14 protein-coding genes are annotated in these 12,888 nt (G+C 62.5%); 11 read left to right on the forward strand and 3 right to left on the reverse strand.

Annotation, left to right across the window (positions count from 1 at the left end):
* Nucleotides 1-14: 14 nt before the first annotated feature.
* The 6 genes from EJ079_RS29820 to EJ079_RS29845 all read left to right on the forward strand — a co-directional run bounded on the left by EJ079_RS29820 (nt 15) and on the right by EJ079_RS29845 (nt 6,211).
* Nucleotides 15-1,178 (forward strand): isovaleryl-CoA dehydrogenase, encoded by a 1,164-nt coding sequence (locus EJ079_RS29820; RefSeq protein ID WP_127810903.1) that lies wholly within the window; start codon nt 15-17, stop codon nt 1,176-1,178.
* A 1-nt stretch (nt 1,179) separates the two neighbouring features.
* Nucleotides 1,180-2,787, forward strand: coding sequence for a carboxyl transferase domain-containing protein (locus EJ079_RS29825; protein ID WP_127810904.1), 1,608 nt, complete (start codon nt 1,180-1,182; stop codon nt 2,785-2,787).
* Between the two features lie 195 nt (nt 2,788-2,982).
* A complete protein-coding gene (locus tag EJ079_RS29830; RefSeq protein WP_127269365.1) occupies nt 2,983-3,351 on the forward strand; it encodes a hypothetical protein in 369 nt (122 codons plus the stop codon).
* A gap of 39 nt (nt 3,352-3,390) precedes the next feature.
* On the forward strand, nt 3,391-3,762 hold the full coding sequence (locus EJ079_RS29835; protein WP_127322446.1) for a hypothetical protein: 372 nt from the start codon (nt 3,391-3,393) through the stop codon (nt 3,760-3,762).
* A gap of 69 nt (nt 3,763-3,831) precedes the next feature.
* On the forward strand, nt 3,832-4,176 hold the full coding sequence (locus EJ079_RS29840) for a hypothetical protein (protein WP_236382870.1): 345 nt from the start codon (nt 3,832-3,834) through the stop codon (nt 4,174-4,176).
* A gap of 52 nt (nt 4,177-4,228) precedes the next feature.
* Nucleotides 4,229-6,211, forward strand: a complete 1,983-nt coding sequence (locus tag EJ079_RS29845) for an acetyl/propionyl/methylcrotonyl-CoA carboxylase subunit alpha (protein WP_127810905.1) — start codon at nt 4,229-4,231, stop codon at nt 6,209-6,211.
* 89 nt (nt 6,212-6,300) lie between these two features.
* Here EJ079_RS29845 and EJ079_RS29850 read toward each other — a convergent pair whose 3' ends face one another.
* Nucleotides 6,301-7,422 (reverse strand): ABC transporter substrate-binding protein, encoded by a 1,122-nt coding sequence (locus tag EJ079_RS29850; RefSeq protein ID WP_127810906.1) that lies wholly within the window; start codon nt 7,420-7,422, stop codon nt 6,301-6,303.
* 392 nt (nt 7,423-7,814) lie between these two features.
* Nucleotides 7,815-8,081 (reverse strand): sel1 repeat family protein, encoded by a 267-nt coding sequence (locus EJ079_RS29855; RefSeq protein WP_013532614.1) that lies wholly within the window; start codon nt 8,079-8,081, stop codon nt 7,815-7,817.
* A gap of 448 nt (nt 8,082-8,529) precedes the next feature.
* Between EJ079_RS29855 and EJ079_RS29860 the strand changes: the two genes are divergently transcribed.
* From EJ079_RS29860 to EJ079_RS29875, 5 genes are all read left to right on the forward strand, one after another.
* Complete coding sequence (locus EJ079_RS29860; RefSeq protein WP_127810907.1) at nt 8,530-8,871, forward strand: DUF2147 domain-containing protein; 342 nt, start codon at nt 8,530-8,532, stop codon at nt 8,869-8,871.
* Between the two features lie 223 nt (nt 8,872-9,094).
* The gene (locus EJ079_RS33460; RefSeq protein ID WP_023812838.1) at nt 9,095-9,253 is read left to right on the forward strand and encodes a hypothetical protein; all 159 of its coding nucleotides are present in this window, start codon (nt 9,095-9,097) and stop codon (nt 9,251-9,253) included.
* A 39-nt stretch (nt 9,254-9,292) separates the two neighbouring features.
* A complete protein-coding gene (locus tag EJ079_RS29865) occupies nt 9,293-9,487 on the forward strand; it encodes a hypothetical protein (protein WP_127292634.1) in 195 nt (64 codons plus the stop codon).
* Nucleotides 9,488-9,603: 116 nt separating this feature from the next.
* Nucleotides 9,604-11,067, forward strand: a complete 1,464-nt coding sequence (locus EJ079_RS29870; protein WP_245466279.1) for an AMP nucleosidase — start codon at nt 9,604-9,606, stop codon at nt 11,065-11,067.
* Between the two features lie 70 nt (nt 11,068-11,137).
* Nucleotides 11,138-12,184, forward strand: coding sequence for an endonuclease/exonuclease/phosphatase family protein (locus tag EJ079_RS29875; RefSeq protein WP_127810908.1), 1,047 nt, complete (start codon nt 11,138-11,140; stop codon nt 12,182-12,184).
* 4 nt (nt 12,185-12,188) lie between these two features.
* Here the strand turns inward: EJ079_RS29875 and EJ079_RS29880 are convergent, their stop codons facing one another.
* Nucleotides 12,189-12,788, reverse strand: a complete 600-nt coding sequence (locus tag EJ079_RS29880; protein WP_127810909.1) for a DUF922 domain-containing protein — start codon at nt 12,786-12,788, stop codon at nt 12,189-12,191.
* Between the last annotated feature and the right edge of the window lie 100 nt (nt 12,789-12,888).

The raw sequence follows: 12,888 nt of genomic DNA on the forward strand, positions 1-12,888 counted from the left end.
CGGGGAGGAACGGCATGTACACGAACACACTCAGCTTCGGGCATGACGAGGAGATCGAGGCGCTGCGCGACTTGGTGCGGCGCTTCGCCCAGGACCGGATCGCTCCGATCGCCGCCGACATCGATCGCTCGAACGAATTTCCGGCGCATCTGTGGGGTGAACTCGGTGCGCTCGGCCTGCTCGGCATCACGGCCGATCCCGATTTCGGCGGCAGCGGCATGGGCTATCTCGCGCATGTGATCGCCGTCGAGGAGATTTCACGCGCTTCGGCCTCGGTCGGCCTCTCCTATGGTGCTCATTCCAATCTCTGCGTCAACCAGATCAACCGCTGGGGAACGCCAGCGCAGAAGGAAAAATTCCTGCCGCCACTGTGCTCGGGCGAGCGGGTCGGCGCGCTGGCGATGTCGGAACCCGGCGCCGGCTCGGACGTCGTCTCGCTCAAGCTGCGTGCCGAAAAGCGCAACGACCGCTACGTGCTCAACGGCACCAAGATGTGGATCACCAACGGGCCTGACGCCGAGACCCTGGTCGTCTACGCCAAGACCGACCCGGATCTGAAATCGCGCGGCATCACCGCCTTCATCGTCGAGAAAGCAATGGCCGGATTTTCCGTGGCGCAAAAGCTCGACAAGCTCGGCATGCGTGGCTCCAACACCGGCGAACTGGTGTTCAGGGATGTCGAGGTGCCCTTCGACAATGTGCTGCATGAGGAAGGGCGCGGCGTCGAAGTGCTGATGTCGGGCCTTGACTATGAGCGTACCGTGCTTGCCGGCGGCCCGATCGGCCTGATGGCGGCGTGCCTCGACGTGGCGATCCCCTATGTGCATGAGCGCAAGCAGTTCGGACAGGCGATCGGCGAGTTCCAGCTGGTGCAGGGCAAGCTGGCCGACATGTACACGACGATGAACGCCGCGCGCGCTTACGTCTATGCCGTCGCCGCCGCCTGCGATCGCGGCCAGACGACGCGCAAGGATGCCGCCGGCTGCGTGCTGTTTGCCGCCGAGAAGGCAACGCTGATGGCCCTCGACGCCATTCAGCTGCTTGGCGGCAATGGCTATATCAACGACTATCCGACCGGCCGCCTGTTGCGCGACGCCAAGCTCTACGAGATCGGCGCCGGCACCAGCGAAATCCGCCGCTGGCTGATCGGGCGCGAGATCATGGCCGAGGGGGTCTAGTATGGCCACGCTGCAAACCCAGATCTCTCCTTCCTCCGAGGCATTCCGCGCCAATGCCGAGCGCATGCGGGCGCTGGTCGCCGACATTGCGGAGAAGGCGGCGGCCGTCGAGCGCGGCGGCTCGGAGGAAGCGCGCGAGCGGCATGTTTCGCGCGGCAAGCTGTTGCCGCGGGAGCGTCTCGCCCAGTTGCTCGACACCGGCTCGCCCTTCCTCGAGATCGGCCAGTTCGCGGCATGGTCGATGTATGGCGAGGAGATCTCTTCGGCCGGCATGATCGCCGGCATCGGCCGCGTCGAAGGCACCGAAGTCATGGTCGTCGTCAACGACGCCACGGTGAAGGGCGGCACCTACTATCCGCTGACCGTGAAGAAGCATTTGCGGGCGCAGGAGATCGCGCTGCAGAACAATCTGCCTTGCATCTACCTCGTCGACAGCGGCGGCGCCAACCTGCCCAACCAGGACGAGGTGTTTCCCGACCGTGAGCATTTCGGCCGCATCTTCTACAACCAGGCCAACATGTCCGCCGCAGGCATTCCGCAGATCGCCTGCGTCATGGGTTCCTGCACGGCGGGCGGAGCGTATGTGCCGGCGATGTCCGACGAGACGATCATGGTGCGCAACCAGGCGACCATCTTCCTCGGCGGTCCGCCGCTGGTGAAGGCGGCCACTGGTGAAGACGTCAGCGCCGAGGATCTCGGCGGCGCCGATGTGCACACGCGGCTTTCCGGTGTTGCCGACCACTATGCACTCGACGACGACCATGCGCTCGCCATTTGCCGACGCATCGTCAAAAACCTGAATCGGAACAAGACTGTAAGTCTGAACTTACAGAAATCGATTCCGCCGCTTCATCCCGCGGATGAACTGTACGGCATCGTGCCTACCGACCTGCGCCAGCCCTATGACGTCCGCGAGGTGATCGCGCGCATCGTCGACGGTTCCGAATTCGACGAGTTCAAGCAGAACTACGGCACCACGCTGATCACCGGCTTTGCCCATCTGCATGGCATGCCGGTCGGCATCATCGCCAACAACGGCGTGCTGTTTTCCGAAAGCGCTGTGAAGGGCGCGCACTTCATCGAGCTGTGCTGCCAGCGTAAGATCCCGCTTGTCTTCCTGCAGAACATCACCGGCTTCATGGTCGGTCGAAAATATGAAGCAGGCGGCATCGCCAAGGACGGCGCCAAGCTGGTGATGGCGGTCGCCACCGCCAGGGTGCCGAAGATGACTGTCATCATCGGCGGTTCGTTCGGCGCCGGCAATTACGGCATGTGCGGCCGCGCCTATTCGCCGCGCTTCCTGTGGATGTGGCCGAACGCCCGCATCTCGGTGATGGGCGGCGAGCAGGCGGCAACGGTGCTTGCCATGGTCAAGCGCGAAGGCATCGAGCGCAAGGGCGGAGAATGGAGCGCCGAGGAAGAGGCGAAATTCAAGAAGCCGATCCTGATGAAATACGAGCATGAGGGCCATCCGCTCTATTCGTCCGCACGCCTCTGGGACGACGGCATTATCGACCCTGCGAAGACGCGCGACGTGCTGGCGCTCAGCCTGTCCGCTGCGCTCAACGCCGAAATCGAGGACACGCGCTTTGGCGTGTTTCGGATGTGAGAATGGACGGTCAACTTCGACGGCCAAACGGCGGAACTATAGCGGCAGGCCGTTGCTGCCGTGCGAAAAGGCTGAACTGTATGGGCCAATCGATTCATCAGCATAAGCGGCTTCGATTCTCAAACAGTGAACTGGCGGCGAGGCAAAATATTCGCTACTGCTTATCCAGCATGGGGCAATGGGGACGGGCTGAAAATGAAACTGAAATATTGCCAGGGAACGGCTGCTTCGATACTTTCTGTATTTCTAATATTAACAGCGACCGACGCCGGCTCGGCGGAATCGCTCGCAGGACGCAAGGGAGACGTGCGTTTTCCGCCGACCTTGGGTTCGGGCGAATGCAACGTTGCCTACAAGGGTTATGTCGCGGCGAGCGGTCATTCGGCCTACGCTACAACCTTTTATTCGCGTGTCGTCGACCTCTACATTGTCTGCGGGACGAAGCTCAACGCGCCGTCCCAGAAGGCGGCGGAAGAGACGGCGCTGCGCAATTGCCAAGCCGGCTTGACACGGTGGAAGCTCAAGACCGCGAGTGGCGGCTGCGCAATCTCGTCATCGAAATAAGCAACCAGCCGAGACTTTTTTGCGAATGGGGGAAGCAGTATGAAATCCTGGACCTGCAAAGGAGCAGCCACCTCTATAGTGGCAGGCTTGCTGATCGTGGCGGCCCCCACCGCCGCCATGGCCGGATCGCTGGCAGGCAGCAAGGGCGACGTGCGCTACCCAGTGACCATTCCTATAGGAACCACCGGGGGCTGCGGGAAGGCTTACGCAGCGTATCTCGCAGCCGCAGGCCATTCGGCTTTCGCGGCGACGCCAATCGTTCCGGCGACCGAGTACTTCGTTTGCGGCGTGAAGCTGAATGCATCGTCGCAGAAGGCGGCTGCGGAACTGGCACTGAAATCCTGTCAGGCCAGCAAAAGCAAATACAAGGTTACCGTTGCCGGCGCCTGCAGCATCGCCGCGTCCAAATAGGCCGGAAAACGCCCGGTTTTTCTCGTTGGGTAAGACAAGATGAAATCCACGAATTCCAGGCGAACAGCCATGGCGATATTGGCCGGATTGCTGACGGTCGCCGCGTGCGGCGCGGGCATGGCCGGCTCACTCACTGGAAGCGAGGGAGACAAGCGTTTCCCGCCGTACCTGCCGCGAAATCCCAAGGATCCCTGCACCAAGACCTACAAGGCCTATGTCGCGGCCGGTGGCCATTCAGCGTACGCAACCACGCCCTACGCGCGGATAATGTCGTCGTACATAGTTTGCGGCGGTCACCTCAACGCACCATCTCAAAAGAGGGCCGAAGAGTTGGCGATGAAATCCTGTCAGTCAACCCGCGGCCACTACAAGGTCACGACCGGCGGCGCCTGCGAGATCGCTGCCTCCAAATAGGCTGGCGCCTGCCAGAATGGCGCTGCTGCCCGAGGCAAAACCGGGAGGCTCCATGTTCGCCAAGATCCTGATCGCCAATCGCGGTGAGATCGCTTGCCGTGTCATCCGGACGGCGCGCAAGATGGGTGTGCGCACTGTCGCCGTCTATTCGGATGCCGATGCGAGATCCCTGCATGTCGAGATGGCCGACGAGGCGGTGCATATCGGCCCCTCGCCCGTCGGCGAAAGCTATCTGCGCGGTGACAAGATCATCGCCGCGGCCCTGGCAACGGGCGCACAAGCCATTCACCCCGGCTACGGCTTCCTGTCGGAAAATCCCGATTTCGTCGACCAGGTGGTGGCGGCGGGGCTGATTTTCATCGGCCCGTCGGCGGCCTCGATCCGGGCCATGGGGTTGAAGGACGCGGCCAAGCGGCTGATGGAAAAGGCCGGCGTGCCGGTCGTGCCGGGCTACCATGGCGAGGCGCAGGAAATCGTGCTGCTTGCCTCCAAGGCACGCGAGATCGGCTATCCCGTGCTGATCAAGGCGCGCGCCGGCGGCGGCGGCAAGGGCATGCGCCGGGTCGAGCATCCCGATGAGTTTTCCGAGGCGTTGTCCAGCGCGCGGCGCGAGGCGAAAGCCGCGTTCGGCGACGACCGCGTGCTGGTCGAAAAATATGTCGACAAGCCGCGCCATATCGAGGTGCAGGTGTTCGGCGACAATTTCGGCAATGTGGTGCATCTCTACGAGCGCGACTGCTCGGCGCAGCGCCGCCACCAGAAGGTGATCGAGGAATCGCCCGCGCCCGGCATGACCGAGGCTTTGCGTAAGGCGATGACGGATGCGGCGGTGAAGGCCGCCAAGGCGATCAATCATTCAGGCGCCGGCACCATCGAGTTCATCGTCGATGCCTCGCAGGGCCTGAAAGCCGACCGCTTCTGGTTCATGGAGATGAACACCCGCCTGCAGGTCGAACATCCGGTCACCGAAATGGTGACCGGCACCGATCTGGTCGAGTGGCAGTTGCGGGTCGCCAGCGGCGAAAAGCTGCCGAAGACGCAAAGCGAGATCGCGCTCGTCGGCCATGCCTTCGAGGCGCGCATCTATGCCGAGGACGCGACGAAAGGTTTTCTGCCGGCAACGGGCACGCTGCACCATCTGAAATTTCCAGACGCGGCCTCCGAATGCGCCACGATGCGCATAGAGACAGGCGTGCGGGCGGGTGACGCCATCTCGCCCTATTACGACCCGATGATTGCCAAGCTGGTCGTCCACGCCACGGACCGTCAGGGGGCTCTGGGAGCGCTTGGCGCGGCGCTATCCCGGACCGAGATCGCCGGCTCGACGGTCAACACCGCCTTTCTCGCCGCTCTGGCCGCCGATCCGGATTTCGCTGCAGGCGATGTCGACACCAGCCTGATTGGCAGACACCAAGAAACCTTGACGACCGTCCCGCCTTCGAGCGACGAAACCATTGCTGCCGCCGCCCTTGCGGCCTCCGGGGCCGGAGCATCGCCGTCATCCGACGATCCGTGGTCGTCGCTTGTCGGCTATGCCCATTTCCACAGCGTGGCGCGACGCACATGGCTGAAGTTCGGCGAAGACGATATCGCGGCGAAGGTTTCGGTGCGGGCGGACGGACGATTCCAGGTCGCGCTGGACAAACCCTATGGCGACACCAATTCGCATGATTTTCGCGCCACGCCGCGCCTCGCCCGCTGGCCAGGCCATATCACCGTGTTCGAAGGCGCCGTCGGCTACACCTTCGCCGTGCCGGACCCGTTGGCACGGGCCGATGAGGCGGCGGCAAGCACCGGCAGCCTGCGTGCGCCGATGCCGGGATTGGTCAAGCTGGTGCGCGTGGGAAAAGGCGATACGGTGATCAAGGGCCAGCCGCTGCTGATCCTCGAGGCGATGAAGATGGAGCACACCATCGCCGCGCCGCATGACGGCGTGATCGCCGAGATCGCCACAGAGGGCGCACAGGTCACCGACGGAACGGTGCTGGTGCGGTTCGTCGAGGAGCACAACGCCGCGACCACAGCAGTGAGCTGACGGTTCGGAAGGCCACGACAGGGGAAGCAAAAAAATGGCCGGGATGAACCCGGCCATTTCTCTATGCCATCCAGTCGCCAGGGTGGCGATTACTGCGCGATCGGCGCGTATTTGCCGTCATGCCACTGGTTGATGTCGTAGCTGGCATTCTTGAGGTCGCCCTTCTCGTCGAAGGTGACATCACCGACAACGGTGCTGATCGGCGTACCGTTCTTCAACGCTTCGGCAACCTTGGCCGGGTCGTCGCTGCCGGCACGCTTGATGCCTTCGGCGAAAGCCTGGATGGTGGCGTAAGAGAACAGCGTGAAACCCTCCGGCACGAAACCGCCGGCCTTGATCTTCTCGACGGCTGCCTTGGCTTCCGGCTTTGCCTGCGGATCCGACGGGAAGACGAACATGGTGCCCTCGCCGGCCGGGCCGGCAACCTGCCAGAATTCCGGCGAGGCGATGGAGTCCGGCATGATCAGCTGGAACTTCAGGTTCTGTTCCGCCGACTGACGCAGGATCAGGCCGGCTTCAGGATGGTAGCCGCCGAAATAAACAACGTCGGCTTTCAAATCCTTGAGCTTGGTGACGAGAGCCGAATAGTCCTTCTCGCCAGCGTTGATGCCGTCATAATAGACCTCCTTGAGGCCGCCGGCATTCATCGTTGCCCTGACGGCGTCAGCCACGCCCTGTCCGTAGGCGCTCTTGTCATGCAGGACGACGACATTCTTGCCGGCAAACTTCTTGGCGATCCATGGGCCGATGAAGGCGCCCTGCGCATCGTCACGCGTGTAAAGGCGCATGATCGTCGGCCAGCCGGCCTTGGCTGCCGCATCGGTCAGCACCGGGTTTGACGAGGCCGGGCTCATCATCAAGGCGCCGGCTTCGGCATAGACAGCCGAGGCCGGAATGCTGGAACCCGAGCAGGCATGGCCGTCGATGAACTTGACGCCATCGGCGACGACGCGGTTGGCAACCGACACGGCCTGCTTGGGATCGCATTGGTCGTCTTCGATGCTCAGCTTGATCTGACGACCGTCGACACCGCCCGCGGCGTTGATCGCATCGGCGGCAGCCTGTGCGCCCTGCTTGAACTGATCGCCGATGGTGGCGAGCTGTCCTGTCATCGGGCCCACCACCGCAAAGGTGATGTCGTCTGCGAGTGCGACCGGCGTGCTCAACATCAGGCCGAATATGGCCGCGTTCAAAATACTCAATTTTTTCATGATGGTAGAACTCCTCCACTCACGCGCGGCCGCCCCGGCCGCGCTTCTTCCAGAGAGGCCGGACAATTTCACCCTTCATTGAGCCTGTCTAGGCGCATTGGCGCCGCTCGATTGGGCCTGCAAGACGTCATCCACGCAAAAAGCCACGCCAGCCTTGTTCCGGCTGGTCGCGGCTTTTTTGCCCGTCGAGCAATCTCCAGGCGCCCCCGCGCCTAAAAATCCGCTCAGCTTCCCTGTGTCGCGCACGACTGGGCCTTGCGGCCTGCCGCGTTCTTTCCCTTGCCTTCGTGACCGTCTTGCGCGGCCTTCAATTTCGCCGGGTCTGGCCGTCTGTGCGGCCTTGATCCCGGAGCTTCCCTGTCTTCGATGGATCTGTCTGCGATTGGCAGATTTCAGTGCATGGTCATCCATTCGCGGGCTTCGCGCAGCGCCGTGGCGATCTCGACCTTCGACATGGCGGCCGACAGTTCCGAGCGCAGCTCGGCGGCGCGGGCCGAGCCCTTGATTGCGGCGATGTTGAACCATTTGTGGGCGGCAACGACATCGGTCTCGCAATCGCGGCCGGTCGCATACATCATGCCCAGTTCGAAAAGGATGTCGGCCTGAGCAGTTGCTCCCATGGCGCCGAAACCTGCTTCAAGCATTTCAAAACGTGCCATTTCAATCCCCTGTTTTCCGGCCCTGTCAGGCTCCCGAGAGCTGCCTTCTTTCGTCTTGCCGGCTGCTCTTCCGATGCTTTCGAGAATGCCGTGCAGGCTTGAATCCGTCGTTAAATGGCGTGCTTAATTTGAGGAAAACAAAGCTAAAACAAGAGGTAAACGCCGAAATTCGTTAAGGATACAAACCCAGCAATTCAGCCTGCTTGCCTCAAATTTGACGAAAGTTTTCTCGCGCGGGGGCAAGACTTCGCTAACCACGGCAGACAAAGGCGATGCGCCGATCGTTTCATTTCATCGTCGAGGAGGCGCTTTCAGGCGGCTGCAAAATCCCAAAGTCTTCCGCTACGGCACCGCTTTTGTTTTGCCGGGAGCTGGATTAGCTTACGTTTGCGTAAGCGGCAGACCGGCGAGGCGGAGCATCCGGCCGGACATCCACAGGGAGGAAGACATGTTTCGAAAACTGAGCCTGGCCCTTGCGGCCACATTGATCGTGGCGAGTGCGGCAAGGGCCGATCCGATCGAAGGCAATTGGAAGACGCAGGCCGGCGAAACCGCGGCCATCGCCGCCGGCAGCTCGTTTTCCATCACGCTCAAGTCCGGGAAATATGCCGGCAAGACCATCGGCTCGCTCAAGGCGACAGGCGACAACAAATATGCCGGCAACATCACCGATCCGGCAAACGACAAGACCTATTCGGGCAAGGCGACATTGTCGGGCAGCTCTCTCAAGATGAGCGGCTGCGTGCTCGGCGGACTGATCTGCAAGAGCCAGACCTGGCACAAGCTCTGATCGACCACCCTTACGACATGAGGACGGGGCCCCAGCGGGCCCCGTTTTCGTTTTGTCGACACATCCTGCACCGGTGATGCTCGATACCCGCCGGCGGCTATCCAAACCGACGCCGGCGCCGTCGAAACCCCGTCAATCATCTTGAACGGCAGATGAACGCCGGCATCAGAGCCGGTTCAGTTGCATCAGGGCATTCTCCGGCGTGTTGAAGGAGACCGACCCGATGCTTGCTCGCCGCTTCACCATCGTCTGCCTGCTGGTGAGCCTGTTTGGAATGTTCTTCGCCATCCTCGTCGCCGAAGCGGGCCGTCCGGCCCGCGCCTGGGACGAAGCCAGTTCCAGAACCTGCCGCCTCGCCTGCCCCACCCATCTTCGCAACTGAACAAAGAACCAAGACCTCGAAAAGAAAAGCTGAAACACCATGAACCGCATCGCCGCCAACGCTCTCAAGACCCTTCGGCTTCTGCCGCGGGCGGCGCTTATCCTGGCGGTTCTGGCCGCTCCGGTTCTGGCCGTGCCGATGATGCGCTCAGATGCCGGCTCGACGATCGACGCACCAGCCCTGAAGAAGTCCGGCGTCGGCTTTGTGCTCCTGGTCAGCCTGCAGCGCGGTTGAAGAAAAACGGCGCGTTGGCCGCCTTCGGTCGCGACACCCCTCCCAAGTGCCGATCCAAGTCTCTATATTGAGCTATGGAAAAGCGAATCTACCCACAAGCCATCGAATCTGTCGTCATGCCGGAGCCTTTTGGCCGGCAAAGCTTTGATAGCGCCGAGAAAGCCGTCAAGGCACTGCAGGCGCTTTACGACCGCAACACCAAATTCCTGCGCGACTCGTTCGCAGAGCTGGCGGCAGCAGGCGGCGACAATGGCAAGCGCTACCGGGCCTTTTATCCGGAGATCGGTGTCACCACCAACTCGTTCACCCAGATCGACTCGCGCCAGGCCTATGGCCATATGCCGACGCCCGGGCATTTTTCCACCACCATCACCCAGCCGGGCCTGTTCGAAAGCTACCTCGTCGAGCAGTTGCGCCTGATCATGCGCAATCATGGGGTTGCGGTCACGGTGTCGGAATCGACCACACCCATCCCGCTGCATTTCGCCTTCCTTGAAGGCACCCATGTCGACGGCGCGACGGCAGAGCGCATCAAGCGGCCGATCCGCGACCTGTTCGACGTGCCGGATCTCGATGGCACCGACGACCAGATCGCCAACGGCACCTTCGAAGTCGCCTTCGGCGAGCCGAGGCCTCTGGCGCCCTTCACGGCGCAGCGCATCGATTATTCGCTGCACCGGCTGTCGCACTATACGGCAACCACGCCGCAGCAGTTCCAGAACTTCGTGCTGTTCACCAATTATCAGTTCTACATCGACGAGTTCGTCGCCCGCGCCCGCGACCTGATGGCCAATGGCGGCGGCGGATACACGGAGTTCGTCGAGCCGGGTAATGTCATCACCAAGAGCGGGCAAAGCGCGCCTAGCGAAGGCGTTGCACCGCCGCGCCTGCCGCAGATGCCGGCCTATCACCTGAAGAAATCGGGACATGGCGGCATCACCATGGTCAATATCGGCGTCGGGCCCTCCAACGCCAAGACCATCACCGACCATATCGCGGTGCTGAGGCCGCATGCCTGGGTGATGCTCGGCCACTGCGCCGGCCTGCGCAACACCCAGGCGCTGGGCGACTATGTGCTGGCGCATGCCTATGTGCGCGAGGACCATGTGTTGGACGACGATCTTCCGGTCTGGGTGCCGATCCCGCCGCTGGCCGAGATCCAGGTGGCGTTGCAGGAAGCCGTCGCCGAAGTCACCGGCCTTTCCGGCTACGACCTGAAGCGCATCATGCGCACCGGCACCGTCGCCACCATCGACAATCGCAACTGGGAACTGCGCGACCAGCGTGGCCCGGTACAGCGTCTGTCGCAATCTCGCGCCATCGCACTCGACATGGAATCGGCGACCATCGCCGCCAATGGCTTCCGCTTCCGCGTTCCCTACGGCACGCTGCTGTGCGTTTCGGACAAACCGTTGCATGGCGAGTTGAAGCTGCCCGGCATGGCGACCGAATTCTACAAGCGCCAGGTGGCGCAGCACCTGACCATCGGCATCAGGGCGATGGAGAAGCTCGCGGAAATGCCGATGGAGCGGTTGCATTCGCGCAAACTCAGAAGTTTTTCGGAAACGGCGTTCCAGTAGGCCGATGCCACGCATCGAGGCGGCATTTCTCATCTTGATTGGGCCGCATTTCTGCCGATAAGCAGGCGGCATGGAGAGAGCGAGCCTCGGGACATTGCTGATTTCGGTTGCATTCCTGGCAATGCTGGCCTGTTCGATCGCGCTGGTGGCCGGGTTTTTCGGAACGCTGCATCCCGCCTTCGATTCCTTCTCGCATTTCCGCGTCCACCTTGCCGTGCTGATGGCGCTTTGCGCGCTGCCGCTGCTGGCCACGACATTTCGCCTGCAGGCGGCCGTGGCACTGCTTTTTGCCGTGGCGGCCTTCGCCACCACTTCCGGGTCGCTGTCCTTCTCCCGCCTGTGGCCGGTTCAGGCCGCCTATGAAGCCAAGAACGAAGACCGCGCAATCTACAAGCTGCTGCAGATGAACCTGCGCTACGACAATCCGACGCCGAAGAAGGTGCTGTCGCTGATCGGCCGGACCAATCCCGACGTGATCACCCTCGACGAGGTATCGGCGATGTGGGCGACCGAGCTTGGCTATATCAGCAGCGCCTATCCATACCGGGTCCTCTGTCCCTATCCCAACGGCATATTCGGCGTCGCGTTGCTCTCGCGGAGGCCCTTTGCCGCGGGCACCGAGGCGCGTTGCGAAAGGCGCGGCGCCATGGCGACAGCGACCGTCGACTTCGGCGGCATCGACGTCGATGTCGCGGCGATCCACCTCAGTTGGCCGTGGCCACGCGAGCAGTACTGGCAGATCGGCGAATTGACGGAGCCGCTTTCCGCGCTCGGCGAGACGGCCATCATGGCGGGCGACTGCAATGCCGCGCCATGGAGTGCCGCCGTGCGGCGGGTCGCGGCGCTTGGCGGGCTGACCGTGATGCCGTCCGCCGGCCCGACCTGGATCCACATCAAGCTGCCGGACTTCCTGCGGCGCTTCGCCGGCCTGCCGATCGACCAGGTTTTCAGCAAGGGCGGCGTGACCATCCATTCCGCGACACGGCTGGAGGACACCGGCTCGGATCACCTTCCGGTCATGGTGGAGTTCTCGCTCAGGCTGAACCAGCAAAAGCCGCTCGATGAACATGAAACCGCGACCGCGGCCATAAGCCAGACCGGCAAGACGCCAGGCTGAAGGATCAGGGCCTGACCAAAGCGATGACGAGATGCTGGACATGGCCGCCATCGCGATGCTCGCGCGCATCGAAAGCGAGCTGCTTGGCCTCATATGCGGCATTGGTGGCCTTGATACGTCGCTGTGCCTCGCGACGTGTCTTGTAGCAGAACCGGTCGTCGGCAATCCTGAGGCCGGAGATCGATCTTTCCGTGGCCTGCATCATCTCCCTGGCGATACGGCCATGGGTTTCCTCATGGGCGCGGACGCCGGCGAAGAACCGCGTCCATCGCTTCCGGAGCGTCGGCGTGGTGGCCGAGGCGACACGCGGAAACGTATAGAAGAGATTGAGCGTGCCGTTGGCGCGCCGCAAGCGGCAAACGCCATTGTCCTGGCTGGTGTCAAGGTCCCAATCCACTGCGTAGCCGGTCAACGCGATGGCGTGCGTCATGAAGCCGTGCTTCGGCCCCTTGCGGTCCATAGCCTGCATCAGCGCCAGCCCCGTGGTCCCGGTGATGTCGTAGGTCCGCGTCTTGACCACCACCCTGGTGCCGGCCGAGGCCGCCGAAGCCAAACCGAACAGCGCACCGATCGCCACAAGGCATGCCAGAACCGCCAGGCGCATTGGCCATCTCCTTATCGTCAAGGAATGGAACCATAAGCGCGCGGCAGTTTCAACAGTCCTAATGTTTCACATGCGACGGGAGACCCGAGCCGTCGTCGGG

This window comes from Mesorhizobium sp. M7A.F.Ce.TU.012.03.2.1 (assembly GCF_004006095.1).
Taxonomy (GTDB): Bacteria; Pseudomonadota; Alphaproteobacteria; order Rhizobiales; family Rhizobiaceae; genus Mesorhizobium.

Excerpts from the sequence above, each read along its gene's own strand:
- EJ079_RS29820 (WP_127810903.1), top strand. The coding sequence starts at position 15 with ATGTACACGAACACACTCAGCTTCGGGCATGACGAGGAGATCGAGGCG.
- EJ079_RS29825 (WP_127810904.1), top strand. The coding sequence starts at position 1,180 with ATGGCCACGCTGCAAACCCAGATCTCTCCTTCCTCCGAGGCATTCCGC.
- EJ079_RS29830 (WP_127269365.1), top strand. The coding sequence starts at position 2,983 with ATGAAACTGAAATATTGCCAGGGAACGGCTGCTTCGATACTTTCTGTA.
- EJ079_RS29835 (WP_127322446.1), top strand. The coding sequence starts at position 3,391 with ATGAAATCCTGGACCTGCAAAGGAGCAGCCACCTCTATAGTGGCAGGC.
- EJ079_RS29840 (WP_236382870.1), top strand. The coding sequence starts at position 3,832 with ATGGCGATATTGGCCGGATTGCTGACGGTCGCCGCGTGCGGCGCGGGC.
- EJ079_RS29845 (WP_127810905.1), top strand. The coding sequence starts at position 4,229 with ATGTTCGCCAAGATCCTGATCGCCAATCGCGGTGAGATCGCTTGCCGT.
- EJ079_RS29850 (WP_127810906.1), bottom strand. The coding sequence starts at position 7,422 with ATGAAAAAATTGAGTATTTTGAACGCGGCCATATTCGGCCTGATGTTG.
- EJ079_RS29855 (WP_013532614.1), bottom strand. The coding sequence starts at position 8,081 with ATGGCACGTTTTGAAATGCTTGAAGCAGGTTTCGGCGCCATGGGAGCA.
- EJ079_RS29860 (WP_127810907.1), top strand. The coding sequence starts at position 8,530 with ATGTTTCGAAAACTGAGCCTGGCCCTTGCGGCCACATTGATCGTGGCG.
- EJ079_RS33460 (WP_023812838.1), top strand. The coding sequence starts at position 9,095 with ATGCTTGCTCGCCGCTTCACCATCGTCTGCCTGCTGGTGAGCCTGTTT.
- EJ079_RS29865 (WP_127292634.1), top strand. The coding sequence starts at position 9,293 with ATGAACCGCATCGCCGCCAACGCTCTCAAGACCCTTCGGCTTCTGCCG.
- EJ079_RS29870 (WP_245466279.1), top strand. The coding sequence starts at position 9,604 with ATGCCGGAGCCTTTTGGCCGGCAAAGCTTTGATAGCGCCGAGAAAGCC.
- EJ079_RS29875 (WP_127810908.1), top strand. The coding sequence starts at position 11,138 with ATGGAGAGAGCGAGCCTCGGGACATTGCTGATTTCGGTTGCATTCCTG.
- EJ079_RS29880 (WP_127810909.1), bottom strand. The coding sequence starts at position 12,788 with ATGCGCCTGGCGGTTCTGGCATGCCTTGTGGCGATCGGTGCGCTGTTC.